The 26189-nt window shown below is 52.9% G+C and carries 20 protein-coding genes and 1 pseudogene; 15 read left to right on the top strand and 6 right to left on the bottom strand.

Features of this window, described 5'->3' with window-relative positions; all coding sequences use genetic code 11:
* Nucleotides 1–8: 8 nt before the first annotated feature.
* Nucleotides 9–1286 carry a Zn-dependent hydrolase gene (locus AAC086_RS22280; protein WP_339782141.1) on the top strand — a complete coding sequence of 426 codons (1278 nt, stop codon included), beginning with the start codon at nt 9–11 and terminating at the stop codon, nt 1284–1286.
* A 105-nt stretch (nt 1287–1391) separates the two neighbouring features.
* On the opposite strand, the gene AAC086_RS22275 is transcribed toward AAC086_RS22280, so the two are convergent.
* The gene (locus AAC086_RS22275) at nt 1392–2177 is read right to left on the bottom strand and encodes a transporter substrate-binding domain-containing protein (RefSeq protein ID WP_339782188.1); all 786 of its coding nucleotides are present in this window, start codon (nt 2175–2177) and stop codon (nt 1392–1394) included.
* A gap of 597 nt (nt 2178–2774) precedes the next feature.
* Between AAC086_RS22275 and AAC086_RS22270 the strand changes: the two genes are divergently transcribed.
* Entirely contained in the window at nt 2775–3086 is a 312-nt protein-coding gene (locus tag AAC086_RS22270) for a BrnT family toxin (protein ID WP_339782138.1), read from the top strand.
* Nucleotides 3043–3312, top strand: a complete 270-nt coding sequence (locus AAC086_RS22265) for a CopG family antitoxin (protein ID WP_339782137.1) — start codon at nt 3043–3045, stop codon at nt 3310–3312. Before AAC086_RS22270 ends, AAC086_RS22265 begins: the two co-directional genes overlap by 44 nt.
* Nucleotides 3313–3651: 339 nt before the next feature.
* Here the strand turns inward: AAC086_RS22265 and AAC086_RS22260 are convergent, their stop codons facing one another.
* Nucleotides 3652–4293, bottom strand: coding sequence for a TetR/AcrR family transcriptional regulator (locus AAC086_RS22260; protein WP_339782134.1), 642 nt, complete (start codon nt 4291–4293; stop codon nt 3652–3654).
* 420 nt (nt 4294–4713) lie between these two features.
* On the opposite strand from AAC086_RS22260, the gene AAC086_RS22255 reads away from it, so the two are divergent.
* The 9 genes from AAC086_RS22255 to AAC086_RS22215 all read left to right on the top strand — a co-directional run bounded on the left by AAC086_RS22255 (nt 4714) and on the right by AAC086_RS22215 (nt 16449).
* Entirely contained in the window at nt 4714–6045 is a 1332-nt protein-coding gene (locus tag AAC086_RS22255) for an aspartate aminotransferase family protein (RefSeq protein WP_339782132.1), read from the top strand.
* Nucleotides 6046–6066: 21 nt separating this feature from the next.
* Complete coding sequence (locus tag AAC086_RS22250; RefSeq protein ID WP_339782130.1) at nt 6067–7563, top strand: CoA-acylating methylmalonate-semialdehyde dehydrogenase; 1497 nt, start codon at nt 6067–6069, stop codon at nt 7561–7563.
* A gap of 176 nt (nt 7564–7739) precedes the next feature.
* Nucleotides 7740–8606 carry a nitrilase-related carbon-nitrogen hydrolase gene (locus AAC086_RS22245; RefSeq protein WP_339782127.1) on the top strand — a complete coding sequence of 289 codons (867 nt, stop codon included), beginning with the start codon at nt 7740–7742 and terminating at the stop codon, nt 8604–8606.
* Nucleotides 8607–8801: 195 nt separating this feature from the next.
* A complete protein-coding gene (locus AAC086_RS22240; protein ID WP_339782185.1) occupies nt 8802–9593 on the top strand; it encodes an ABC transporter ATP-binding protein in 792 nt (263 codons plus the stop codon).
* A complete protein-coding gene (locus AAC086_RS22235) occupies nt 9583–10512 on the top strand; it encodes an ABC transporter permease (protein ID WP_339782125.1) in 930 nt (309 codons plus the stop codon). Before AAC086_RS22240 ends, AAC086_RS22235 begins: the two co-directional genes overlap by 11 nt.
* On the top strand, nt 10509–11663 hold the full coding sequence (locus AAC086_RS22230; RefSeq protein ID WP_339782122.1) for an ABC transporter permease: 1155 nt from the start codon (nt 10509–10511) through the stop codon (nt 11661–11663). Before AAC086_RS22235 ends, AAC086_RS22230 begins: the two co-directional genes overlap by 4 nt.
* Before the next feature lie 60 nt (nt 11664–11723).
* A complete protein-coding gene (locus AAC086_RS22225) occupies nt 11724–12704 on the top strand; it encodes an ABC transporter substrate-binding protein (protein WP_339782120.1) in 981 nt (326 codons plus the stop codon).
* 135 nt (nt 12705–12839) lie between these two features.
* Nucleotides 12840–14297, top strand: a complete 1458-nt coding sequence (gene hydA / locus AAC086_RS22220; RefSeq protein ID WP_339782118.1) for a dihydropyrimidinase — start codon at nt 12840–12842, stop codon at nt 14295–14297.
* A gap of 691 nt (nt 14298–14988) precedes the next feature.
* The gene (locus tag AAC086_RS22215; protein ID WP_339782117.1) at nt 14989–16449 is read left to right on the top strand and encodes an NAD-dependent succinate-semialdehyde dehydrogenase; all 1461 of its coding nucleotides are present in this window, start codon (nt 14989–14991) and stop codon (nt 16447–16449) included.
* A 124-nt stretch (nt 16450–16573) separates the two neighbouring features.
* Here AAC086_RS22215 and AAC086_RS22210 read toward each other — a convergent pair whose 3' ends face one another.
* Nucleotides 16574–17101, bottom strand: a complete 528-nt coding sequence (locus AAC086_RS22210) for a hypothetical protein (protein WP_339782116.1) — start codon at nt 17099–17101, stop codon at nt 16574–16576.
* A gap of 68 nt (nt 17102–17169) precedes the next feature.
* The gene (locus AAC086_RS22205; protein WP_339782114.1) at nt 17170–18354 is read right to left on the bottom strand and encodes a UDP-N-acetylglucosamine 2-epimerase; all 1185 of its coding nucleotides are present in this window, start codon (nt 18352–18354) and stop codon (nt 17170–17172) included.
* Nucleotides 18355–18554: 200 nt separating this feature from the next.
* Here AAC086_RS22205 and glpK point away from each other — a divergent pair, with 200 nt between their 5' ends.
* Together glpK and AAC086_RS22195 are read left to right on the top strand one after the other, a co-directional pair.
* Nucleotides 18555–20048, top strand: a complete 1494-nt coding sequence (gene glpK / locus AAC086_RS22200; protein WP_339782111.1) for a glycerol kinase GlpK — start codon at nt 18555–18557, stop codon at nt 20046–20048.
* A gap of 167 nt (nt 20049–20215) precedes the next feature.
* Nucleotides 20216–21157 carry an AEC family transporter gene (locus AAC086_RS22195; protein WP_339782110.1) on the top strand — a complete coding sequence of 314 codons (942 nt, stop codon included), beginning with the start codon at nt 20216–20218 and terminating at the stop codon, nt 21155–21157.
* Here the strand turns inward: AAC086_RS22195 and AAC086_RS22190 are convergent.
* The gene (locus tag AAC086_RS22190; protein WP_339782108.1) at nt 21139–23301 is read right to left on the bottom strand and encodes a bi-domain-containing oxidoreductase; all 2163 of its coding nucleotides are present in this window, start codon (nt 23299–23301) and stop codon (nt 21139–21141) included. The two genes, AAC086_RS22195 and AAC086_RS22190, sit on opposite strands and share 19 nt — an antisense overlap.
* Nucleotides 23302–23491: 190 nt before the next feature.
* On the opposite strand from AAC086_RS22190, the gene AAC086_RS22185 reads away from it, so the two are divergent.
* Entirely contained in the window at nt 23492–24724 is a 1233-nt protein-coding gene (locus tag AAC086_RS22185; protein WP_339782106.1) for a glycosyltransferase family 4 protein, read from the top strand.
* 292 nt (nt 24725–25016) lie between these two features.
* On the opposite strand, the pseudogene AAC086_RS22180 reads toward AAC086_RS22185, so the two are convergent.
* Nucleotides 25017–25985 (bottom strand): annotated as a pseudogene (locus AAC086_RS22180) (IS30 family transposase).
* Nucleotides 25986–26189 lie beyond the last annotated feature (204 nt).

The following is a 26189-nucleotide window of genomic DNA, read 5'->3' as shown; positions in this document are numbered from 1 at the left end:
ATTCTTCAATGACTGCTGCGTCAACCGCCCGTAACCTGAATATCAATGGCGACCGCCTGTGGGATAGCCTGATGGAAATGGCCAAAATTGGCAAAACCGCCAAAGATGGTGTGTGCCGCCTGGCCCTGACTGATCTCGACCGCGAAAGCCGCGATTTGTTCATCAAATGGTGCAAGGACGAAGGTTGTTCGATCCGTATTGATAAGATGGGCAATATCTTTGCCCGCCGCGAAGGCAAAAACCCCGATCTGCCGCCGATTGTCGCCGGAAGCCACCTTGATAGCCAGCCGACCGGCGGCAAATATGATGGTGTTTATGGGGTGCTCAGCGGCCTTGAAGTGATCCGCACGCTTAACGATGCCAAATACGAAACCGAGGCCCCGGTAGAGGTCGCTTGCTGGACCAATGAAGAAGGCTCGCGCTTTGCCCCGGCCATGGTGGCATCGGGTGTGTTTGCCAAGGTGTTTGACCTGGATTACGGTCATTCGCGTGCCGATGTCGATGGCAAAACCATGGGCGAGGAACTTAAACGCATCGGCTATATGGGCGAGGATGACGCCACGATTGATGCCCATCCGATGGGGGCCTATTTTGAAGCCCATATCGAACAGGGGCCGATCCTCGAAGATGAAGGCATGGATATTGGCATTGTCACCGATGCGCAAGGCCAGCGCTGGTATGAAATCACCCTGACCGGGGTGGAAGCCCATGCCGGACCTACCCCGATGACCTCGCGCAAGGATGCGCTGTTGGGGGCGGCGCGTATCATTGAACTGGTTAATAAAATTGGCCTGGATCGCGGGCCGCTGGCCTGTGCCACGGTCGGCATGATGCAAATCCACCCCAATTCCCGCAATGTCATCCCCGGTCGCGTGTTTCTGACGGTCGATTTTCGCCACCCGGACGACGCCGTTCTGGCCGATATGGATGCCGCGCTCCGCGCCGGGGTAGAAAACATCAAAAACGGCATTGGTCTTGAGTGCGCGTTTGAGCAGATTTTCTACTACGCCCCGGTGCCGTTCGATACATCCTGCGTTGATGCGGTGCGCAAGGGGGCGGAACGCGGTGGCTACAAGGCGCGGGAAATCGTCTCGGGTGCGGGGCACGATGCGTGTTATCTCGCTCATGTCACGCCGACGGCCATGATCTTTATTCCCTGTGTTGATGGTATTTCCCATAACGAGATCGAGGAAGTCCATAAACACTGGTCAGATGCGGGCGGGCAGGTGCTGCTCGATGCTGTTTTGGCGAAGGCGGATGAAAAACCGGCTGAAACGGCTGCCTGACGGTTTTTGTTCTCAGCTTAAGGAACAATCTTTCACGAGCAAAAACAACCCTCCCTTGCGGGCTGTCTTAACCGGCGGCCCGTTTTTTTGCGTTGATCGGAACAGTTAGTTTTGTGGCAGAATTGGCAAATGGGTTGCTGTCATTTCGGTCAGGCGGTCGCTTTGTTCAAGGTGATTAACGAAGGTGTTAAGCGGCGGCACCATTTTCATGCAGGGTGATTTGCGTGAAAACATAAACATCACCGGGTTTGCCACCAGCGGGCGTTCAACCATATGAATTTGGCGGCTGACATCGTCATTGGCAATATTTGCCAAACCGTCATAGCGACCCAGCATCACGTAATCGACGCGTTGCGTGATCAACAAATCCATAATGCGGTTGCCGGTGGGCGAAAAAATAATATCCAGATAATCCGCCGCATAATGATCCAGAAAATCGCCATAACTTCCGCCCTGGGGCCGCGCACCACGATGGTTGATCAGGTCGCGGACTTCGCTAACGGCAAAGGTGTGATCGGCATTTTGAAACACCATAATATCGTCAGAGGCGAAGGGCAGGGAATACAAAAATTCCTTGTCGCGTTCTTTGGTAAAATAGGCTCCGGCCATGACGTCAATCTCGCCATTGGCCAACATTAACATCGCCCGGTTCCAAGGAATGTCGAGGTCAACCTCCAGGTCGATCCGGTTTTGCGCTGCAAATTCTTGCAAAATATCAACGGCAACACCCCGCGCGATATTCTGGCTATCAAGATACGTCACAGGCTCCCATCCCGATGCACCGCTGGCACGAAGTTTCGTGCACTTTGTCGCGTTTGGGCCCTGTATGGCCTTGGTGACGCGGGACCGTGACGGGGGGAGGTCGCTTTGATTGTTGTTACCAGAGGGCATGGCGGTGATTTGCGTGTTAGAAGAGGCATCTTGTGGGCCTGAAACGTGCCCGTTAACGGGCAATAAAACGTCTGTCCCCGCAACACCCCGTGCGGGGCTGGTTAGCAGGATTGCGGCAAACAACGCTAACGAAAACTTGCAGATGTATTCCATACGGCCGTCGCCTATACAGCTCAGTTATCTTTGTTAAATTGGCACGTTTAGTGATTGTACAACTATGCAAAGGAATGGGCATAGCTGGGCGATGTTGATTTTGAAAATGAAGTTTCTTCGGGCTACCTATACACACGACCCGTGTTTTTTGCGGTAGCATAAGGCTGCGTATTAATGGTTGTGCGGCACGAACCTTCACTTGCCGCTATTATGGTATTTTCCGATTATATGTGAATGTTTGACGTCCACCAGATGTGCTTTTTATTGCTGTTAACCAGTTCTTGATTATACCATCCCTGATGGATTAAGCATGATTGAAGATTTGATAAGTATCTGTTTGGGGGCAAATTTCTTGTGCTGTTTCCTTATCGATCTATCATTGATTTTGGGTCGTCTGAATATATTCCGCTTGAAATTGTACATACAAAGGTGCATACTAACATCATGAAGATTGCGGGTTTTGAATGGGATCAGGGGAATTGGCCGAAGTGCGGCAAGCATGGCGTATCCCAAGACGAAATAGAGCATGTGCTTAAAGCAATCACCTTTCGGATACCTGATCCTCATCCTGATGAACCCCGTTATCGAACAGCTGGCGAAAACGGCGGCGGGCGTCATGTTTTCATCGTTTACATGCATCGCGCCAGAGAAGACGGAATGTATTTACGGCCAATAAGCGCCCGTTACATGCACGACAAGGAGGTAAAAGAGTATGAACACGTCAAAACAGCAATGGCCAAGCCTACCAACAGATGAAGCGGCTGAGCGGTTCGTAGAGGAAGCCGATCTGTCCAGGTTTGACTGGGGGGCTGTTGAAGCTGTGAGTTATGAGTTCGAGGATAAGTCTGCCCGCGTGACCATGCGCCTGCCTGAAAGCCAGTTAGAGCGCATCAAGGCTGAAGCGAGCAAGCGCGGTATAAAATACCAACGTTTCATGCGGGAACTTATGGAACGAGGAATGCAAACCCTCCATCCTCGGTAAAGAGTCCGAACGGAAGCCTTTCCGGGTTGTTTAATATTCTATTCTCTCTGTGGAGGAGTATTGGGAATCATAAGCGCAGATCAGTTTCCTGAAATCTGTTGAGGATTTTTCATGGAAATTAAAAATATGATGTTTTATGTCGTGTTGTTCAATTTGGTTCTTGATTGTACATAATGTTGTTGTGTCTGTTTTTCGTGTGTGAGTGTTTAAATATCGTAAGCTGATTCCCGCTACTATAAACAAAACGGGATGATTTCTGTAGTTCCCGATGAAATCGTTTATTTTCATATCATCTTCTTGTCCGCTGTAAGTTTTACGTATGTGGTTTTGATTTGAAAATTATTGTAAGTTCACGCCCCTCAAAATAATCCTCACCACATTCTCTTTCGCCTCAGCAAACTGTGCGTCACTTAACGGCTGGTTGTCATTGAAAATTTCGATTTGGCTGGAGAAGTCGGCATAGTGCTGGGTGGTGGCGAAGATCATGTACATCAGGCTGTAGGGTTCAACATCGTCCATTTTGCCCTCCGCGATCCAGCGGCGGATGATGCGCACCCGGCCATCAAGCCAGTCTTTGACGGTGGTCGAGATATAATCCGACGAGAATTTGGCCCCACGGACGATTTCATGCGCCCAGACGCGCGAGCCATAGGGGTTGCTGCGCGACAAATCCATTTTGGCTTCGATATAGCCGCGCAGGATGGTGGCGGGGTTGGCGGTGTTTTCGAATGTCATGGCCGCTTCGAGCCATTGCGAGCAGACATTTTCAATGACCCGGCGATAAAGCGCCTCTTTGGTGGCGAAATAATAATGCACATTGGCCTTGGGCACGTTGGCGACCTCGGCAATGCGGGCGGTGGTCGCACCCTTGAAGCCGTAATCGGCAAAAACCCGTTCGGCGGCGGCGAGAATTTGCACTTCGTTTTCCTGACGGATGGCGGCCTTGTGCGCGCCGGTTGCCGGTCTGCCTGATGCGGTCATAAACCCTGCCCGTTGTTTCTATGTATTTATCTTGACCGTTTGGTCAGGTTCAAATAATCTCTGTTTCAGCCGCCAAAAAGCAAGTTTAAATTTGCGCGGTACTTCGTGGATCGGCCTTGCATGTGCAACCGCGCCGGGACGTGAAGATAGACATAAATGTGTCGCAAACAATAAAAAAACAGGGATCGCTTCGATGTCATGCTCTTACGGGTTAGTTGTTCAAAAACGGTACTGACAGCTACAGTCATTGTGCTGTAGTTTTGCATGTCTTGATCGCAAGATGTTATGCGCGACACGGTTCTGTTGCCAATGGCAGGTAATTGTAATTGCTTGTCAAAATTCGGCTGTGCCATGATCGACCAGTTGACTGGCATATGCGATGCCAGCAAAGCCAAACAGGGTTCGGGAGACCTGATAACAATGACTGCCGCCACATCAAACAATCGCCCCAATGATTTGTCCGCCTTTTGGATGCCGTTTACCGCCAACCGCCAGTTCAAGCAAACCCCGCGTATGCTGGTGGCTGCCGAAGGCATGTATTACACCACCGACGATAACCGTCAGATCCTGGATGGAACCGCAGGTTTGTGGTGCTGCAATGCCGGGCACAAGCGCCCCAAAATCAACGAAGCCGTTCGCGCCCAGCTTGACGCGCTTGATTATGCTCCAGCCTTTCAAATGGGCCATCCCAAGGCGTTCGAACTGGCAACCCGCCTTGCCCAGTTAATGCCGGGCGATTTGAACCACGTTTTCTATACCAATAGCGGGTCGGAATCGGTTGAAACCGCGCTTAAAATCGCCATTGCCTATCATCGTGCCCGGGGCGAAGGCCAGCGCACCCGACTGATTGGCCGCGAACGCGGCTATCACGGGGTCAATTTTGGCGGTATTTCGGTGGGCGGTATTCCGACCAACCGTAAAACATTTGGCACCATGCTGGGCGGAGTTGACCATTTGCGTCATACGCATTTGCCCGAAGAAAACAAATTTGTGCGCGGCGAGCCGGAAAACGGCGTGTGGCTGGCCGAAGACCTTGAACGTCTTTGCGCCCTGCATGACCCCTCAACCATCGCCGCTGTGATTGTTGAGCCGGTTGCAGGATCGACCGGTGTTTTGATCCCGCCGAAGGGATATTTGAAGCGCCTGCGCGAGATTTGCAGCAAACACGGCATTTTGCTGATTTTTGATGAAGTCATCACCGGTTTTGGCCGGATCGGCACCCCGTTTGCCGTTGATTATTTCGATGTGCAGCCCGATATGGTGACGACCGCCAAAGGCCTGACCAACGGCACGATTCCGATGGGGGCCGTTTTTGCCACCGACGCGATTTATGATGCCTTCATGACCGGCCCGGAAAACATGATCGAGCTGTTCCACGGTTATACCTATTCCGGCAACCCGGTGGCCTGTGCCGCTGGTTTGGCAACGCTGGAAATTTACGAAGAAGAAGGGCTGTTAACCCGGGGGGCCGAACTGGGCCAATACTGGGAAGACGCCGTGCACAGCCTGGCCGATTTGCCATTGGTGAAAGATGTGCGCAATCTGGGCCTGATTGGCGCGATTGAGCTTGAAAGCATTGACGGACAGCCGACCAAACGGGCGTTTTCGGCCTTTTTGCAGGCGTTTGAAAAAGGCATCCTGATCCGCACGACGGGCGACATCATTGCCCTGTCGCCGCCACTGATCATTGAAAAATCCCATATCGACGAATTGTTTGGAACCCTGCGCGACGTTCTGAAAAACCTTGATTGATTCTGCACGGAAAGAAGAATTATGAAACGTATTGAACATATCATCGGCGGCGAACATACCAGCGGCGACAGCACGCGCACCGGCGCCATCTTCAATCCTGCAACCGGCGAGCAAACCGGCGAAGTTGTTTTGGCGTCCGAAGCCGATGTAAACACCGTTGTTGCCACCGCCAAGGCGGCGTTTGAAAGCTGGTCAGCCACACCGCCCGCCAAACGCGCGCAGGTGATGTTTGCCTATAAGGCCCTGTTGGAAAAACGGGCCGATGACATTGCCAGCACCATTTCAGCCGAACATGGCAAAACCCACCCCGATGCCCTGGGCGAAGTGGCCCGTGCGTTAGAAGTGGTGGAATTTGCCTGTGGCATTCCGCATTTGTTAAAAGGCGACTTTAGCCGCAATGTCGCAACAGCGGTTGATGCCTGTGCCGATCGCCATGCCCTGGGTGTTGTTGCCGGGATTACCCCGTTTAACTTCCCGACCATGGTGCCGTTGTGGATGATCCCGATGGCGATTGCATGCGGCAACACCTTTATCCTTAAACCGTCGGAACGTGACCCGTCGGCTGCCAATCTGGTGGTGGAACTGCTGCATGAAGCCGGGTTGCCCAAAGGCGTTTGTAATGTTTTGCACGGCGACAAGGTGGCGGTTGACGGCTTGTTGCATCATCCTGACGTTCAGGCGATCAGCTTTGTCGGCTCGACCCCGATTGCCGAATATGTTTACAAAACCGGCACGGCCAATGGCAAACGGGTTCAGGCGCTGGGCGGGGCCAAAAACCACATGATCGTGATGCCCGATGCCGATATCGACCAGGCCGTCGATGCCCTGATGGGGGCAGGTTACGGGGCGGCGGGCGAACGCTGCATGGCGGTATCGGTTGCTGTACCTGTGGGCGAAGAAACCGCTGATCGTTTGGTCAAGGCGCTGGCACCCAGGGTTGCCGCCCTTAAAATTGGCCCGTCAACCGATAGTGATGCCGATATGGGCCCGGTGATCACCCAGGCGCATAAAGATAAAGTGCTGGGTTACATTGATGCAGGCGTTAAAGAAGGGGCTGATCTGGTTGTCGATGGCCGAGGCTTTACGCTGCAAGGCTATGAAAACGGCTATTTCATTGGTGGCACCCTGTTTGACCGCGTGACCCCGGAAATGTCGATTTACAAAGACGAAATTTTCGGCCCGGTTCTGTCGGTTGTGCGGGCAGACAGCTATGATACGGCGGTTGATCTGATCAACAAGCATGAATATGGCAATGGCACCGCGATTTTCACCCGCGATGGCGATGCGGCGCGTAACTTTATCGACCGTATTGCGGTTGGTATGGTCGGTGTGAATGTGCCGATCCCCGTGCCGGTGGGCTATCACAGCTTTGGTGGCTGGAAACGGTCGATTTTCGGGTCACACGGAATTTATGGCCCGGAAGCGGTTCATTTCTATACCAAGCTGAAAACCGTTACCATGCGCTGGCCAACTGGCATTCGCGCTGGTGCGGAATTTAACTTTCCGTCAAACGGGTAGATAAAAAGGCAGGCGTGGTCCGTATCGGGCCACGCCGCTTTGTTTTGCCGGTGCTGTTTGCGTATCGGCTTTTGCTTTGATGGTTGCTGGTATTTTGACGAGCAACCATCACACCAACGTCCAGACAGACCGGCATAAGCAGGCAGGGACGAAAAATTATCAAGGAGGTATCTCGCATGTCGATGCTGAGAGGCGGATTGATCCAGATGTCCTTAAAGGGCACAACGGACCAGTCACCCGAAGAAATTCGCCAGGCCATGATCGAGGCGCATCTGCCTTATATCGAGGAAGCCGGGAAACAGGGCGTTCAGGTGCTGTGTTTTCAGGAAGTGTTTACCCAACCCTATTTCTGCCCGAGCCAGGATGCCAAATGGTATGCGGCAGCGGAAAAAATTCCCGATGGGCCGACCACACAGTTAATGTGTGAACTGGCGGCCAAACATAAAATGGTGATTGTCGTTCCGATCTATGAGGAAGATATTACCGGCGTTTATTACAATACCGCTGCTGTGATTGATGCCGATGGCACCTATCTGGGCAAGTATCGCAAAACCCATATTCCGCAGGTGGCAGGCTTTTGGGAAAAGTTCTTTTTCAAGCCCGGTGCGTCGAACTGGCCGGTTTTTGAAACGCAATATTGCAAATTAGGTGTCTATATTTGTTATGACCGCCACTTCCCTGAAGGCTGGCGTGCGTTAGCCCTTAATGGTGCGGAATATATTGTAAACCCGTCCGCCACGGTGGCCGGGGTTTCGGAATATATCTGGAAGCTGGAACAACCGGCATCCGCCGTTGCCAATGGCTGTTATATTGGCGCGATTAATAGGGTCGGCCGCGAACAGCCGTGGGATATTGGCGAGTTTTACGGGCAAAGCTATTTTGTTAATCCGCGTGGCGTGATTGAAAAACAGGCATCACGGGATCAGGACGAACTGATTGTGCATGACATGGACATGGCAATGGTGCGTGAAGCCCGCAATAACTGGCAGTTTTTCCGCGACCGTCGCCCCTCGACCTATACCCGTTTAACCGACGGCAACTAAACGCATTTGACAGCGAACAGCCCGCCTGTTCGCCGGACTGCTTTGACCGGTAAGTGCCCGCACGCCATTTGTGTGAAGGGGGCCATAAAACAAACCGGCAAAGTTCAGGGCAATGTCCCTGAGGGAGGTTTTTGAGAGACATCGATCAGGGGAAGACCCATGACGTTACAGGCAGTCGTCAATAATGTGGCGCCGATGGCCGCATCGAAGGATGTGGTTGTTGATATTCAAAAAATGTCGCTGACATTCCAAACCGCCGATGGCCCGGTTTATGCCCTCTCCGAGGTGGATCTGACGATTAATCGCGGTGAATTTGTATCTTTTATCGGCCCGTCGGGCTGCGGCAAAACAACGCTTTTGCGGGTGATTGCCGATCTCGAACGGGCAACAGGCGGCGATATGCTGGTGAATGGCGTATCACCCCGGCAAGCACGTGAAGAACGGGCATATGGCTATGTATTTCAGGCCCCGGCCTTGCTGCCGTGGCGATCTATTGAACGCAACGTAACTTTGCCGCTGGAAATTATGGAAATTCCCAGGGAAGAACGTATCAAGCGCGCCCATGAAGCCTTGAAACTGGTGGAATTAAACGGGTTTGAGAAAAAATTCCCGTGGCAGCTGTCAGGCGGGATGCAGCAGCGCGCCTCTATCGCCCGTGCGTTAAGTTTTGATGCCGATTTGTTGTTGATGGACGAACCGTTTGGCGCGCTGGACGAAATTGTGCGCGACCATTTGAACGAACAATTGTTAAAATTGTGGGCGAGGACCAACAAGACGGTGGCTTTTGTCACCCATTCGATCCCCGAGGCGGTTTTTCTGTCGTCGAAAATTGTGGTGATGTCGCCACGTCCGGGGCGGATTATTGATGTGATCGAAACCGATTTCGCCAAAGACCGCACCCTTGATGTGCGCGAAACCCCCGAATTTCTGGAAGTAGCGCATCGCGTACGCGAAGGGCTGCGGGCAGGGCATAGCTATGACGACTGATGCCGCAACCTTGCCAACCGCTACCGCCGGGCCAAGCCTTTGGGGCCGTATGATGAAAGGCCAGACCGGGCCGGTCTGCGTGATGCTGATCGGGCTGTTTGTGCTGTGGTATGTCGGGGCGGTTTTTTTGAACCTGCCCGGCCAGATCGACCGCAACGCCCGCGCTAAACTGGACTGGACTGTTCCGCAGCTGGTTGAGGCAACCCTTTCGCAAGAACGCCCGGTTTTACCGGCCCCGCACCAGGTGGCCGCTGAAATGTATAAAACCATTTTTGCCACTAAAATCACCTCGAAACGCTCACTGGTTTATCACACCTGGGTCACATTATCCTCGACGCTATTGGGGTTTGGGCTGGGCACTGTTTTGGGTATCGTGTTGGCTGTCGGGATTGTTCATGTCCTGACGCTGGAAAAAAGCCTGATGCCGTGGGTGATTTCATCGCAAACCATTCCCATTCTGGCCATTGCGCCCATGATTATTGTGGTGCTGGGCGCGATTGGCCTTAAGGGACTGATCCCCAAGGCAATGATTTCAACCTATCTGTGTTTTTTCCCGGTCACCATTGGCATGGTTAAGGGCCTGCGCTCGCCCGACCATATCCAGCTTGATCTGATGCGCACCTATAATGCCTCGCGTTGGCAAACCTTTCTGGCCTTGCGCTGGCCATCGGCGATGCCGTTTTTGTTTGCCAGCCTGAAGGTTGCCATCGCGATTAGCCTTGTCGGGGCCATTGTCGGCGAATTGCCGACCGGGGCGCAATCGGGCCTTGGTGCACGGTTGCTGGCCGGGTCCTATTATGGGCAAACGGTGCAGATATGGGCGGCCTTGTTAACGGCGGCCTTTGTTGCGGCGATGATGGTGGTGATTGTCGGCTTTTTTGAAAAACGGGTTCTGGAACGCATGGGGGCGCGAGCATGAGCGGCAAACTCGATAAATTCTGCCTTGTTGCGGCGGTTTTTGCCCTGCTGTCGCTGGTGTTTCCTTTGTCCGGCGCTCACATTGATAGCGGTAAAAACGTTGCCTTTGTTTCGGACTTGCCAGGGCTGGCCGGTGCCATGGTGGCCTGTGTTGTTGCCGGGGTGATTTTCACCTGGTACGGGGTCACCAGTGTTATCCGTGCCAGCTTATTGCTGCTGATTGTTGTGTTTGGTGCGTGGCAGGCTCTGGTGGTTCTTTATCATGGGGGGCTGGCTGGATATGCATCCTATGGTTTTTGGATGTTTATCCTGTCCTTGTGGGCGCTGGTGTGGCGTGCCATCGATGTGATTGCCAATTATCACAGTTTGGAAAATGGCAAGCAGCAAACGGCCAACATTATTGTGCCGGTTGCCTTTGGCGTTTGGCTGTTATTTTTGTGGGAAGTGATCACCGCCGGGTTTGGTGTGCCACAGGTATTGTTGCCACCACCAAGCATGATCGGCGTGCGCTTTGTTCATTCGACCGGCATTCTGTGGGATGATTTCCGTCAGACTTTTCTAAAAGCCGTGATTGCCGGGTATGTTTTAGGATGCGGCAGCGGCTTGATCGTGGCGATTGCTGTTGACCGCGTGCCGTTTCTTAAACGGGGCCTGTTGCCCTTGGGCAATATGGTTTCGGCACTGCCGATTATTGGCGTCGCGCCGATTATGGTGATGTGGTTTGGCTTTGACTGGCAGTCGAAGGCGGCGGTCATCGTCATCATGACGTTTTTTCCGATGCTGGTGAACACGGTATCGGGCTTGAACGCGGCCGGGCGACTGGAAAAGGATTTAATGGCGACTTATGCGTCGGGCTATTGGTCCACCTTGTTTCGGTTGCGGTTGCCCGCAGCCCTGCCGTTTATTTTTAACGCGCTTAAAATCAATTCCACCTTGGCGCTGATTGGCGCGATTGTGGCCGAATTTTTCGGAACCCCGATCGTAGGTATGGGCTTTCGCATTTCGACAGAAGTCGGGCGGATGAACCTTGATATGGTCTGGGCGGAAATCGCATTGGCAGCCCTTGTCGGGACTGCCTTTTACGGGGCCGTGGCCCTTGCAGAACGCAAGGTAACGTCATGGCATCCGTCATTTCGGGTACGTCGCCAGTAAGGCAAAAAAGGCGACCCGTCGGGAGGAATGAACTTCAACCTGTGGAGAGGCTTCAACGAAATGAAAAAGGTGTTTGCGACGGCTCTGGGGATGGCATTTGGCCTGACATCGCTTTCGGCGATGGCTGCAGATAACGTGACCCTGCAATTGAAATGGGTCACTCAGGCCCAGTTTGCTGGCTACTACGTTGCCCAGGATAAAGGATTTTACGAAGACGAGGACCTTGATGTCACCATTAATCCCGGAGGCCCCGATATTGCCCCGCCGCAGGTGATGGCAGGGGGTGGTGCGGATGTGATGGTTGACTGGATGCCATCGGCACTTGCCGCGCGCGAAAAGGGTGTGCCGCTGGTGAATATTGCCCAGCCCTTTGCCAAATCGGGCATGGAACTGACGTGCCTGAAGGATACCGGTATTACCTCGCCCAAGGATTTTCCGGGCCGGACCCTTGGGGTGTGGTTTTTTGGCAATGAATATCCGTTCTTAAGCTGGATGTCGAAACTGGGTATTCCCACCGATGGCAGCCCCAAAGGTGTTACGGTGTTAAAGCAGGGCTTTAACGTGGACCCGCTTTTGCAAAAGCAGGCCGATTGCATTTCAACCATGACTTATAATGAATACTGGCAGATCATTGATGCTGGTATTCCGGCCGATGATCTGGTTGTTTTCAAATATGAAGATCAGGGCGTTGCCACCCTTGAAGACGGTCTTTATGTGATGGAAGACAAGCTGAAAAATCCGGCTTTTGTCGACAAAATGGCACGTTTCGTTAATGCCAGCATGAAAGGCTGGAAATGGGCCAAAGAACACCCCGAGGATGCCGCCCTGATCGTGCTTGATAACGACGCCACCGGGGCACAAACCGAAAAGCACCAGATCCGCATGATGACGGAAGTTGGCAAACTTTTAAGTGACGATGGTGTTTTAAGCGAAGACGCCTACACCCGCACCGTTGACAGCCTGCTCTCAGGTGGCTCGGACCCGGTTATTACCAAAAAACCCGAAGGGGCGTGGACGCATGCTGTTACCGACAAAATGTAAGCCTTTGCGCGTATAACAACCTTTGTGAGCCCGGCGACGGCCCCAATGTTGCCGGGCGATCTTCCCTGAAATTGCAGGGACCGGGTGCCAACACGGACCCATTCAACCCCGATACCGATAAATAAGGAGCCACCCATGTCCATGGTTATTCGTGGCGGAACCATCGTTACCGCAGACCTGACCTATGAAGCCGATATTCTGGTTGAAGACGGCAAGATAGCCGCGATTGGCAAGGGCCTTTCGGGCGACAAGGTGATTGAAGCCGACGGGTGCTATGTCATGCCCGGCGGGATCGACCCGCATACCCATATGGAAATGCCCTTTATGGGCACTTATTCGGCGGATGATTTTGAGTTTGGCACCAAAGCCGCCGTAGCAGGTGGCACCACGATGGTGGTTGATTTTTGTTTGCCATCGCCAGATCAGTCGCTTCTGGAGGCCTTGCAGGCATGGGATAACAAATCATCCAAGGCGGTATGTGATTATTCGTTCCATATGGCGATTACGTCCTGGAGTGAGCAGATTTTTGACGAGATGAAAATTGTTGTCGAGGAAAAGGGTATTAATACCTTTAAACACTTCATGGCCTATAAAGGGGCTTTGATGGTGGATGATGATGAAATGTTTGCATCTTTTTCGCGCTGTTCGGAACTAGGCGCGATGCCGCTGGTTCATGCGGAAAATGGCGACGTGGTTGCCACCTTGCAGCAACGCCTGCTAGATGCCGGCAATAATGGCCCCGAGGCGCACGCCTATTCCCGCCCGGTTGATGTGGAAGGCGAGGCGTGCAACCGTGCGATCATGATTGCCGATATGGCCAATGTGCCGCTTTATATTGTGCATGTATCGTGCGAACCCGCCCACGAAGCCATTCGCCGGGCGCGCCAGAACGGCAAGCGTGTTTTTGGCGAACCATTGATCCAGCATCTGGTGCTTGACGATAGTGAATATGCCAATGCTGATTGGGACCATGCCGCGCGGCGTGTCATGTCGCCGCCGTTTCGCAGCAAGGTTCATCAGGATGGCTTGTGGAATGGTTTGGCTGCGGGCAGCCTGCAAGTGGTGGCGACTGACCATTGCGCTTTTACATCTGAGCAAAAACGCATGGGGATGGGTGATTTTACCAAGATTCCGAACGGTACGGGCGGCCTTGAAGACCGTATGCCCCTGCTTTGGACCTATGGGGTGAATACCGGGCGTTTGACACCCAACGAGTTTGTGGCGGCAACGTCTACCAACATTGCCAAGATTTTGAATATCTATCCGCGCAAAGGCGCTATTTTGGTGGGGGCCGATGCCGACCTGGTGGTGTGGGACCCGAAGGCCTCCAAAACCATTACAGCGCAACATCAGGTTTCGTCGATTGACTATAACGTGTTTGAGGGCATGGAAGTGACCGGCCTGCCGCGTTACACCATCAGCCGTGGACGCATTGCCGCCGAAGAAGGTGTGGTGCTTGCCAAATGCGGCGATGGCGAATTTGTCCGCCGCGATGCTTTTCCCGCTGTGAACAAGGCGCTTTCCAAATGGAAAGAAATCACCGCCCCGCGCAAGGTAGAACGCAAAGCAGAAAACATGCCTGCAGGTGTGTGAGTATCGGTTCTGATTTCCGTTTTCGGTGGTTCGTGATTTTAAAGCACTTTTCCTTTAATATGACCCATTTTGCCAGCTCAGTCTGCCGCCTGGTAAGGAGAAGTCCGCAGGGCGTAATGGGTTTACGGACAAGGATTTCGACGCGGCCAGGCGGCAGACTGCGCTGGCCCACAGGGTTTGATTTTGGCGGTGTTTGGCGGCGTTACACCGCTCGCCCGATGCGCCGCATCGCGCAGCGCGCTGTGCCTTGCCAAACGACACGCCAAAAACAACAAAATGGGTCATATTAAAGGAAAAGTACTTTAAGGGGGTGGCCGCGTGCCATCCCCTTTGTTTTGGTACGCGCCGATCGCCGATGATGTATGGCAAAATAAAGCATGTCATTTGTGACACCCTAACGGGCGAAGCCGTTCTGGGGGAACTCGGGATCAGGAATGTCAATCAGGATCAGGATATTGTGTTCCTTTTCGAGCGCCAGCAACGTTTTGTCAATCAGGCTACCGCTGTTGTCAAAGGGCCAGGCGATTTTCCCGGGTTTTGGGAACCGCGTCCTGTCGCTTACGTTTTAAGGACATGTCTTTTCACGATGATCGTGGCAATTTGGGTTGCAAAATTGGCCAAAACCGCGTCACATACCGATCATCAAATGGGGACGTTTCGCGCCCCGGATTTCAAAATATCAGGAGGAAACATGGTTTCGCTCAAGGACCCGTCTCTGTTTCGCCAGCAGGCTTATGTCGCCGGTGAATGGATCGATGCCCCCGATGGCAAGACAGAAGACGTTACAAACCCTGCCACCGGTGAAAAACTGGGAACCATTCCTGTTTTGGGCCGTGACATCGTCAGACAGGCGATTGAAGCTGCCGAAAAGGCGCAGAAATTGTGGAAAAAACGCACGGCCAAGGATCGCGCCAGCGTTTTGATGAAATGGTACGACCTGATGATGGAAAATCAGGAAGACCTGGCCCAGTTGATGACCGCCGAACAGGGCAAGCCGATTAACGAAGCCCGCGGCGAAATTGCTTATGGTTCGTCTTTCCTGCAATGGTTTGCCGAGGAAGCCAAACGCGTTTATGGCGATGTTATTCCGACCTTTGCCGCCGATAAACGCATTGTCGTTTTAAAAGAACCGGTGGGTGTTTGTGCCGCAATTACGCCCTGGAATTTCCCCACGGCCATGATCACGCGGAAAGCCGCCCCGGCACTGGCCGTTGGCTGTTCGATGGTGGTTAAGCCGGCATCTGAAACGCCCTATTCGGCACTGGCCATGGCAGTGCTGGCTGAACGGGCCGGGGTGCCCAAGGGTCTGTTGTCGATTGTGACCGGGGATGCCAGGGAAATTGGCCTGGAAATGACCGAAAGCAAGATCGTTCGCAAGCTGACCTTTACCGGGTCCACCCAGGTTGGTCGTTTGTTGATGCGCCAGTGTGCCGACACGATCAAGAAAATCAGCCTGGAACTGGGCGGCAACGCGCCGTTTATCGTGTGTGAAGATGCGGACCTTGATGCGGCAGTTGAAGGTGCGATGGCATCGAAATACCGCAACACCGGCCAGACCTGCGTTTGTGCCAACCGTATTTTTGTGCATGACGCAGTGTATGACACGTTTGCCGAAAAACTGGCTGCTAAGGTTGCAAAGCTAAAAGTGGGCGCAGGCACCGAGGACGGTGTTGAAATAGGTCCGCTGATTACAGAAAAAGCGGTTCAGAAGGTGGAGAACCACGTTAAGGATGCGCTTGAAAAAGGCGGACGTATTTTGACCGGCGGTAAACGCCATGAAAAAGGCGGGACATTCTTTGAGCCGACCGTGATTGTTGACGCAACCCGCGACATGCAGGTGTTTGGTGAAGAAACCTTTGGCCCGATGGCACCGCTGATCCGGTTTAAAACTGATGATGAAGTGCTGGAAATGGCAAACGATACCGAATTTGGTCTCGCATCCTATTTCTATTCGCGCGACATTGGCCGGATCTGGAAGCTGGCCGAAGGCCTTGAAAGCGGGTTGGTCGGTGTTAATGCCGGTGTGATCTCGACCGAAGTGGCGCCGTTTGGCGGCTATAAGCAGTCCGGTATCGGGCGTGAAGGCTCCAAATACGGCATGGAAGACTATCTGGAAACCAAATATGTTTGTATGGGTGGTCTTGACGCCTGATTGCACCAGTAAGGTGCGGTCTGTAATCTGACGGCACCGCTTCTGACTTTGAAAAGGCCCAAACGGCTGTCCCGTTTGGGCCTTTTTGTGTGTAATGCGATGATGTTGCGATCAATGCGTGTCTTTAAAAGTCTTGCCCGGTTTTGGACTTGTCCGCACCACCGGATTGGTCGTCGGTCAAAGTTTTGGACTGTTGGTCCAGTTCCTGCATCATGGTCAAGGCGGTAAACATTTTCGGATCAAGCGACATTTGTGCCATGTTTTGATCCAGCTTTTGGGTGCTGGATTTATCTTCGTCATTGTTGGATTGTTTGGCAATTGTGGCAACGTCAAGTTGCTGCTGGATGCGTTTTGAAATCGCGTCTTCGATGGCGGCGCGTTCGTCTGCGGGCATGGCGGCAAGTTTTTCCTCGTCCAGACCCATTGATTGCAACATTTGCTCGCGCAATTCTTTGATTTTTTGTTCCTCTATTTCCTTCACATAGGCGGTAAAGCCATGTTCGCGAATATAGTTGAACTCGGCGGAATGCTGGTTTTTGTCAGATTTCGATGTGTAGCCTGTGCTGCTCGACGCTACCGTTGTGGTGTTTGACGAACTGGCTGTTTGCGAAAGGCTGCTGGTTAAACCCGATACAGATTGAAATGCACTCATGGCCTTGTCCCGGTAAAAATTGCCACATAGGGTTGAATTATCAAATATGTAAGCAATTTATATGCCGGTTAGCCGGGCATGTTTTGCAGCCTGGCCGATAAATCCTGCAACATGCGCTCTGCGGCCTTGCCATCCCAGCCTTTGGGACGGAACGGGGTTGGGGGATGAGGCAGCGCGTGGTTAAGGTACCGTGCGATATCGGCAGGCGCGCAATGATGAAAACCACAGTGGGCCATGGCGTGGGGGCGTTCGGTTTGCGGGCGCACGATGACGGCGGGTTTGCCCAAAAACGCACATTCCTCCAATATCCCGCCGGAATCTGTAATGACGGCCGACGCGGCATTTAACCGTGCCATGAATGCCGGATAGGGCAGGGCGGGCAGCAGCGAAATCGGGGCGCATTTTTCGATAAACGGGGTTAATGCCAGCTGATCCAGGGCGTGTTTGGTCCGCGGGTGTAGCGGCCATATCACCTGGTGGTTTTGCGCAACCTCAAGGATCGATTTTACGATGGGTTTTAAACGCATCGGGTCATCCGTATTTTCCGCCCGGTGAATGGTTACCAGAACGGTCGGGGCTATTTGATGTGCCGTTTCACGATGTTGCGGCGCAAACCGTAACAGGGCATCAATCATGATATTGCCAGTGACGGTAATGCGATCTGATGGGGTGTTTTCAGCCAGAAGATTGGCCGCTGCACTTTCATCTGGCGCCCATAAATAGTGACATCGCCGGTCTAGTTCGTGGCGGTTGGCTTCTTCGGCTTTGGCATCAATGCCACCCCGCAGGCCTGCTTCAAGATGAAATAGCGGCACGTTACATGTGTTTGCTGCCTGCGCGACCCCAACCGAACCATTAACGTCGCCAATGGCAATCGTGGCAGCCGGTTTTGTCCCCGATGCCAGCACGGTTTTATAGGCCTGTGCCACGTTGGCAATCGCCGCCATGCGCGGGGGCGGGTCAGATTCTGGCGGTCTGCCCCCGGTCGCATTTTGACGATGGCCCATGTGCAAATTATATGCAGGTGCGGGCAGGTTAAGGGCGCGGCATTGGTGTGCGGACAGGGTTTGATCCCAATGTTGCCCCGTGTCGATCAGGCGGAGCACAAAGGGCCAGCAATGGCGGGTTTCGCGCCATTTGGCATACAGGGCCGCAGCCTTGATGATATTCGGGCGGGTGCCATAGACCAGATCAACAATCATATAGTTTGGCTTTTCAATTTCAGCGACGTTAACGTGTTGATCAGTATGCATAAACGGCGTTGCAATCACGAGGCATTGTTTCCAGGTCGTGCGTGGGGTATTAAAATTTTCACCAATGAACTTGAGAATGGTTTTTGTGTTGAATAATGAAAATTCTTGACTTGGCGGCGATGTTATCTGACTTTTAGCAAAACCAAATGTGCGCGGTCGGCATTCTGTTGTATTTCGGCTGACGCACCGGGAGGAACGACATGTCAGATAAAAAATACATCCTTGCCATTGATCAGGGAACGACCAGTTCGCGCGCCATCATTTTTAATCGCGATGGCAAGTCGGTTGCAGTTGCGCAACGCGAGTTTGCGCAACATTTTCCCAATTCCGGTTGGGTCGAACATGACCCGGAAGATTTATGGGATACCGTGGTGGAAACCTGCCGCGAAGCCATTTCCCATGTTGATGTCAATGAAATTGCCGCGATTGGCATTACAAATCAACGCGAAACCACCATCGTCTGGGATCGTAAAACCGGCAAGCCGGTCTATAATGCCATTGTGTGGCAAGACAGGCGAACAGCCGCCCTGTGCCGGGATTTGCGCCATACCGATGCAGCCCTTGAACAGCATATTAATGGCAAAAGCGGTTTGCTGATTGATCCGTATTTTTCGGCAACCAAAATCGCCTGGATATTAGACCATGTTAGCGGTGCGCGGGCCCGGGCGGAACAGGGTGATCTGGCCTTTGGCACCGTGGACAGCTTTTTGTTGTGGCGTCTGACCGGCGGTAAGGTGCATGCCACCGATGCCACCAACGCGGCACGAACCAATCTTTATAATATTCGGGAAGATCGGTGGGATACGGAGCTGTGCAATATTTTCCGTGTTCCGCATCAGATGTTGCCCGATGTAAAGGATTGCGCGGCTGATTTTGGCGTGGTGGATGCCGGTTTGTTTGGGGCCGAAATTCCGATTTCGGGTATTGCCGGGGATCAGCAGGCAGCAGCATTTGGCCAGTGCTGTTTTACCCCGGGCGAGATCAAAAGTACCTATGGGACAGGCTGTTTTGTTATTTTAAATACCGGCGATGAAGCGGTGACGTCGCAGCACCGGTTGTTAACCACCATTGGCTATCGCCTGAATGGCAAAATCAGCTATGCGATGGAAGGGGCCATTTTTGTGGCTGGTGCGGCGGTACAATGGCTGCGCGACGGGTTGGGGATTATCAAATCCGCCGCCGAAACCGAAGGTTTGGCCGCCGATATTGCCGATAATCGCGGTGTTTACATGGTGCCTGCCTTTACCGGGTTAGGCGCACCTTATTGGGACGCCGATGCGCGTGGTGCTATTTTTGGATTGACCCGCGATACCGGCCCGCGTGAATTTGTGCGCGCGGCCCTTGAAAGTGTTTGTTACCAAACCTTTGATTTGTTTGATGCGATGGCGGCTGACGGCGTTGCCCCCAAGGCCGTTCGGGTCGATGGCGGGATGGTCGCCAATGACTGGATTTGCCAATATCTGGCTGATATTCTGGCAATTGATGTCGAACGACCAAAAATCACCGAAACCACGGCTTTGGGGGCGGCCTGCCTTGCGGGGTTACAAGCCGGGTTTTTTGCCGACCTTGAGGAAATTCGCAGTCGTTGGCAACTTGATCAGCGGTTTTCACCGCAAATGGCGCAGGCCCAGCGCGATCACGCACTTGCGGGTTGGAAGGACGCGGTTGAAAGGGTGCGTAGCTCCGATCAATAAGGGTGCACCAAGCGGACTGGTCAAAAAGCAAAAGCCTCTATAAGATCATCGGGAATCAGGTGGCACAGTCGCTGTGCCGCCTTTTTTATGGGCAATCGGCACGATGGTTGCGCATGGTTGCCGGTAAACGGGCTGATGCCCGCAAAGATACCGCGTTTGGGGGATGAATGCTCGATTTGATCTTCAGTAAGGTTGGGCCCGTTTTTTTGACGATCCTGTGTGGCTATTTGCTGATGCGAACCCGCATTTTATCGCGTGACGGCATCCCGGTTTTGGCCCGGATTGCGATGACGGTTTTCATACCGGCAATGCTGTTTCAAACTCTGTCGCAATCCGACATTCGGGCCCATTTTGATTTGCGCCTGTGGGGGGCGTATTATGGGGGGGCGCTTTTGAATTATGCGCTGATGTATGTCACAGCGCGCGTAACCTTAAACGCAAAAAACGATGAAGCCGCCATCACTGCGGTTGGGGGTGTTTTTTCCAATGTGGTATTGCTGGGTATTCCGCTGGTGCAGGCGGTTTATGGCGAAGAGGGCCTGGTGCCGCTTCTGATTGTTTTATCCATCCATCCCTTAACGTTGCTGGGCATTACAATTTTTCTGGTTGAAGGGAGTCGGACGTCGGGCGAAACCCGGTTGGCTAATGTTGCCAGCAGCATGGTCCGGGTTTTGAAAAATCCGATCATTATTGCCATTATCGCTGGTGTCGGGGCTTCGCTGATCGGTTTGAAATTGCCCGAAATCGCCAATAATACACTGGAAGGTTTTCGCGTTGCCGGGCCAACGGTGGCTTTGTTGCTGGTCGGTTGCGGGCTTTACGGGCAAAGCATTCGCGGGAATTTAAAAGCCAGCCTGATGTGCACCTGTGCCAAAATGTTCATTCAGCCGGTTCTGGTTTTTTCGGTTGCCTATTTTATTTTCGATCTGCCGCGCTTGTGGTTAATCGTGGTTACCTTGATGGCCGCTCTGCCTGTCGGGGCCAATGTGGCTATTTTGGCTGGTAACTATCAAATCTGCATCGACCGCTCAGCCACCACCATTCTCATTACCACCTTGATCAGTGTGATCACACTGCCCTTGTTGGTACTTTATGCCGGGGTGCCATAGGCGGCGTTCAAAATCATTCGGCATAGTCTGATTTCATTGATGGCGGAGGGAAGGTTGTTTATCCCCGTTTCTCTGTTTGTTCTATTGGCTTGTGCAATCTTGTCGATAAAATGTTGCAACGCCTCTATATGCCCTTTTTGTGGTGTGCGCGGCCAAAGGCGGCCGGAACGACGGGTTGTTTTCTTACCTGATTGATGGATGCTTAACCGGTGCCAGTCGGTCAGGGTGATGGTCGTATCGGGTGCGGTGATGTGAAGGGTTTCCTTGGCATCCCGTTTGGTTCCACCCTGTCCATAATGCAGGGTGGCGTGGCTGCTATCTTCAAATTGCATGTTCCAGATGCTGTCACCCATGCTGCGGTTTATCCAGTGGCATTGCAGGTTGATCAAGGGGGAATTCGCCAGCCTCGATATGACATCAATGAAATGGCTGACTTCGCCAATAGCCCGTCCGCCCTGTGTCGGATGATGCAACCAGTGCCCGGACGGCAATGGTGAAAGACGCACATGATAAGCGAAATGTTTGGGACCACCGGACAGGTGGTCAGCAATGATCCGGGTAAATGGCGCGTAGCGGCGATTATGGCCGACCATTAAAATTTTATCAGGATGCCGGACGACAATTTTTTCCAGGTCTTCTAACTGCTTCAGGTCAATTGCCAGGGGTTTTTCCACCCAGACATGTTTGCCCATTTCCAGTATCTTGGCCGCAAGGCTACAGTGACTGTCATGTTGGGTTGCAATTATAACGGCATCAAGGTTGGCGTCGTTTAGCGCGTCGTTGTACTCGGTTAGCGGCTTTGCACCGGGGATGCGGCGACACGCGCCCATTGCCGTTAACCCGGTGGTGCTGACAACATACGAAATTCTGACATCGGCAATTTTCTTCAGGGCCGGCAGTAAGGTGATCCCGGCAAAATTACCCGCCCCGATCAGGGCAAGTGTAACAGGAAGGGGTGCTTGCAATTGTGGCGCCTCGACTGCCGAGGTGACTTTCTTGATCGTCTGATTATTGCTTTGCGCGGGCCTGTCATAGGAAATGACGGTTGCCAGCGGTGCCGGTCCGGTTTTCGGCGGCTTATCGGCATCTTCCAGGGTGATTCTGGCGTCAATCAGTGAAGCTGGATGGATGCGGTTATCTGCCATCAGATCCAGAACAGCCCGCATGTTTCGTTTGATCGTCCAGCGCACATATCCTGCCGGGTAGTCCTGCCCGTGTTGTTCGTAAGTGTCGTCATATCGACCGGGGCCGTATGATCGTACCTGCCGCAGGGTTATTTCCTTGCGAAACAACAAATTACGGGTGGCCTTGGGGGTTACATCGCCCACGCAAACAATAATGGCGCGGTCACGGCACAGGGGGGCGGCCGCGTCGATCAGGGTACCGTGATGGTCTGGTGCGCAAATGAATACCGCATCACAGCCAATATCGTGGGTCAAATTGGCAAGGGCATGGGCGCTTATGGCATTTGCCTGATCAAAACTGGCTATTGCGCCATTTTGCCGTGCCTGGTTCTGCCGTGATATTTGCGGGTCAATGGCAATGGTCCGTGCACCCGCTGCCTGTGCCAGTTGAATAACAAGCTGACCAACCAGTCCGCAGCCAATTATGGCGATTGTCATGCCAATGCCAACCTCGCCCTGGCGCAAGGCATGAAAGGCGATGCATGCCAATGTTGTAAAAACGGCGTTGTCGTCTGTAACGCCGTTTGGCACCGGGCAGGCCATGTTCTGCGGAACAATATTCCACTCGGCATGGCAGGCATGGTTGATCCCGCCACAGGCAACGTGCATTCCTGGTGTGAAATCCTGCACATCAGGAGCCACGGCGGTGACAATGCCGCAACTGGCATATCCTGCCGCTATGGGCCGGTCCAAACGGTTTTGAACGGCATTGCGCGTTGCAGAAATGCCGTCGCGGCGCAGTTTGTCGATAACCTGTGCGGTTAAGTCCGGGCGCTGCCATGCCTTGGCGATCAGGGGCAGGCGGGTTTCATGGTTCTGGGTTGTTTCGGTGCCGTTGCTGATCAGGGATCGGGTGGTTTTGACCAGAATGCAGCCGGGGCGCAGGGCAGGGATGGGGCAGTTGGTAACCGATATTCGCTTTTCACCTGGAAACCGTAATAAGGCGCGCATGGTCGTCATTACTGTATTTTCTTTCTCAATTTTCACCCGCACAGGATGTTGTTTGACGGCTGAATTAAACCATACTGTGATGGCAGGGTCGATCTGTCATTGACGGATGGTGAAACCGCCCTTAGCAACATCACACAGTTTGAAAACCATAACCCGGTTGCAAATACGACGTTGCACAGGGTCCAGCCTGGAAATGACTATGACCCGTTCATCTGCCGATACCGCCCCGAAAAAGCGTAAAAAGCTGCTTTTTGTCTGTAGCGAGGACTGGTATTTCGTGTCGCATCGTCTGGCGTTGGCCCGTGCCGCACAGGTGCGCGGATGGGAAATTGTCATTGCTTGCCGTGCCAACGCGGCGGCAGAGGGCCTTCGCGAAGAAGGTTTTCGGGTGATTGACCTTAAAATTGCGCGCGGCGGGTTAAGTCCGGTATCATCTCTTGGGACAATAATAAATTTGGTGTCCATTATCAGGCGGGAGAAACCGGTCATTGTTTTTAATATCGCTATTCAATGTGTAGTGCTGGCAAGTATCGCCACGACGTTGGCTGGTTTTATAAAAACGGTCAATCTGGTTACGGGGTTGGGTTCCACTTTTGTTGCGACAGGCCAGAAATCGCGTTTGGTACGCAAGGCAATTGGCGCAATATTGTGGATTATGTCAAAACGTAGATCGGTTCATGTCATCGTTCAGAATCGTGATGACGCAGAATTGATTCAAGACTATGGTTTTGTATTATCAAGGTTAACTGTTATTCTTGGGTCTGGCGTCGATACAGCGATTTTTTTCCCAAGGCAATCTGCAAGTACTGGTGCTGACGTTAATGCAGTTACTGTTACGAATAAAGTACTTGCAACGCATAGAGACACTGAGGGGTGTCCTCATCGCCTTACGGCAATTTTTGTTGCTCGTATGCTATGGGCCAAGGGTGTTGGCGATGTTGTTGCTGCGGCAAAGATGTTACGCGAAAAAGGTCGGAATTACCGATTTCTTTTGGTTGGGAGTGCTGATGCGTTCAACGCGGATAAGGTGGATTCATCGCAATTACAGAAATGGCACGATGAAGGTGTAGTGGAATGGTTGGGGCGGCGTTCTGATATCGTCGAATTGTTTCAGCAATCCGATGTTGCCTTGTTACCTTCCTATTATCGTGAAGGTGTTCCAAAGGCATTGCTGGAAGCGGCGTCTTGCGGACTTCCCCTTATTGCGTGTGATGTTCCAGGCAGTCGAGAAATCGTAAGAGATGGTGATACAGGGTTTTTGATTCCGGCGCGTGATCAAAAGGCATTGGCGCAAGCGATTGAAACACTGATGGAAGACGTGCACTTAAGAAAAGAAATGGGAAATAATGCCCGTCAAATGATTGTGGAGGATCTTAGTGATCAAAAGATCGTTGCAAAAACGATGGCCGTTATCGAGGATCTTCTGGGGTAATTGCATTTGCAACTGGTTATTTTGAAGGGCTAAAGCGGTTTGTCTTTGATCGGAATCGAAAGAGGATTCCCCTGTTTGAATTTATGTGATTCACTTCTTTTTGGAGGTGTTTCATGGGCAAACCATATTCATTGGATCTTCGCGAACGAATTGTGCGCTACGTAAGGCAGGGACATTCGGCCCGTGCCGCTGCAACTGTTTTTGGTGTGGCACCAAGTACGGCGGTGCGTTTGGCTGCGGCGGACAGAGATAACGCCCAAATTGCGCCAAAGCGGCAAGGACGTGGCTGGATTCAAAATTCAAGTGCAACACCTTGGTCTTTAGCGAAGGCCTCCAAAGGGGTTAGGAACCCGAGGCATTTTCGAGGAGTGGTGTTGTAGGTCCATATGATGTCGTCGATGTCATTGTCGCTCCATTTGCTGATCCTGGTTTTTCTTGGCAGGCTGCGGCGGAGGACGCCGTTGGCATTCTCAACAGAGCCGCGCTGCCATGGGCTGTACGGGTCGCAAAAATAAGCCTGCAAGGGGAGTTTCTGGTGAGCATAGAACTCACCCCCATTGTCAAAGGTTATGGTTTTTCTGGTTATCTCCGGGACACGCAGCAGGATCGACGTCATGGTGTTTGCCGTTGTTTCCGCCTTGCGGTCAGGCAGCTTTCAGGCCAACAGCAAGCGGCTTTTGCGTTCAGTAATGGTCAGGAGCACTTCGCGCTGGCCGCCAAACAGCATCAGATCACCTTCCCAATGGCCGGGCTCGCTGCGCTCATTGGCGGCCTCTGGCCGTTCATGGATAGACATCCTGTTCGGGATTGGTGGCAGCCGCATGGTCTTTCTCGCCCGGCGCCCACGTCGTGACTTGCCATAGGGCAGAAGCTTGTGCGCCCCCTCCCGTCGGCCCTCCTGGCTGTGTGCCCAGGCATAGATTGTCTCAACGCTCACCCTGTGCGATGATCCCTCCCGTCGCAGCCTGCCGACGATCTGTTCCGGTAATCGTTCCATTGCAAGGCTTTCAAGGATATGGCTCTTCAGCGGGCTGCGGCGTTCAATCTTGCTGCCCCGCAGACGCCGGGCCCAGGACATGCGATCCGCGCTTGAGGGTTTGTATCCGGATCGAGGCAGACTGTTTCTCCGTATCTCGCGCCCGATGGTGGACGGGTGCCGACCAAGACGGCGGGCAATCCCGTTTTCAGATATACCCTCTGCGCGCAGACGGTATATCTCACAGCGTTCTTTCAGGCCGATCTGACTGTAATATTGTTCCATTGCAATCCCAACTTAATCGTTGAGTGTTGCACTTGGTTCTAGAATCTAGCGTGCACCTGGAACAGTGGGAAAACTGGCCGCGCATATGGATTTCTTGATCGAACGCTTACAGAAAAATCCTGACATTACTTTGCGAGAACTTGCCAATGCCCTAGCAGCCTGTCGGATTTGATCAATCAGGGGATTCCAGTTAGTCCCGAGTTT

It is taken from the genome of uncultured Thalassospira sp. (assembly GCF_963976115.1).
GTDB lineage: Bacteria > Pseudomonadota > Alphaproteobacteria > Rhodospirillales > Thalassospiraceae > Thalassospira.
The sequence above is the reverse complement of the archived record's forward strand: the minus strand, read 5'-3'. Positions and strand labels throughout refer to the sequence as shown.

Bases quoted from the DNA above. Each gene is read 5' to 3' on its own strand.
- AAC086_RS22280 (WP_339782141.1), top strand. From the start codon at position 9: ATGACTGCTGCGTCAACCGCCCGTAACCTGAATATCAATGGCGACCGC.
- AAC086_RS22275 (WP_339782188.1), bottom strand. From the start codon at position 2,177: ATGCCCTCTGGTAACAACAATCAAAGCGACCTCCCCCCGTCACGGTCC.
- AAC086_RS22270 (WP_339782138.1), top strand. From the start codon at position 2,775: ATGAAGATTGCGGGTTTTGAATGGGATCAGGGGAATTGGCCGAAGTGC.
- AAC086_RS22265 (WP_339782137.1), top strand. From the start codon at position 3,043: ATGAACACGTCAAAACAGCAATGGCCAAGCCTACCAACAGATGAAGCG.
- AAC086_RS22260 (WP_339782134.1), bottom strand. From the start codon at position 4,293: ATGACCGCATCAGGCAGACCGGCAACCGGCGCGCACAAGGCCGCCATC.
- AAC086_RS22255 (WP_339782132.1), top strand. From the start codon at position 4,714: ATGACTGCCGCCACATCAAACAATCGCCCCAATGATTTGTCCGCCTTT.
- AAC086_RS22250 (WP_339782130.1), top strand. From the start codon at position 6,067: ATGAAACGTATTGAACATATCATCGGCGGCGAACATACCAGCGGCGAC.
- AAC086_RS22245 (WP_339782127.1), top strand. From the start codon at position 7,740: ATGTCGATGCTGAGAGGCGGATTGATCCAGATGTCCTTAAAGGGCACA.
- AAC086_RS22240 (WP_339782185.1), top strand. From the start codon at position 8,802: ATGGCCGCATCGAAGGATGTGGTTGTTGATATTCAAAAAATGTCGCTG.
- AAC086_RS22235 (WP_339782125.1), top strand. From the start codon at position 9,583: ATGACGACTGATGCCGCAACCTTGCCAACCGCTACCGCCGGGCCAAGC.
- AAC086_RS22230 (WP_339782122.1), top strand. From the start codon at position 10,509: ATGAGCGGCAAACTCGATAAATTCTGCCTTGTTGCGGCGGTTTTTGCC.
- AAC086_RS22225 (WP_339782120.1), top strand. From the start codon at position 11,724: ATGAAAAAGGTGTTTGCGACGGCTCTGGGGATGGCATTTGGCCTGACA.
- hydA (WP_339782118.1), top strand. From the start codon at position 12,840: ATGTCCATGGTTATTCGTGGCGGAACCATCGTTACCGCAGACCTGACC.
- AAC086_RS22215 (WP_339782117.1), top strand. From the start codon at position 14,989: ATGGTTTCGCTCAAGGACCCGTCTCTGTTTCGCCAGCAGGCTTATGTC.
- AAC086_RS22210 (WP_339782116.1), bottom strand. From the start codon at position 17,101: ATGAGTGCATTTCAATCTGTATCGGGTTTAACCAGCAGCCTTTCGCAA.
- AAC086_RS22205 (WP_339782114.1), bottom strand. From the start codon at position 18,354: ATGCATACTGATCAACACGTTAACGTCGCTGAAATTGAAAAGCCAAAC.
- glpK (WP_339782111.1), top strand. From the start codon at position 18,555: ATGTCAGATAAAAAATACATCCTTGCCATTGATCAGGGAACGACCAGT.
- AAC086_RS22195 (WP_339782110.1), top strand. From the start codon at position 20,216: ATGCTCGATTTGATCTTCAGTAAGGTTGGGCCCGTTTTTTTGACGATC.
- AAC086_RS22190 (WP_339782108.1), bottom strand. From the start codon at position 23,301: ATGACGACCATGCGCGCCTTATTACGGTTTCCAGGTGAAAAGCGAATA.
- AAC086_RS22185 (WP_339782106.1), top strand. From the start codon at position 23,492: ATGACCCGTTCATCTGCCGATACCGCCCCGAAAAAGCGTAAAAAGCTG.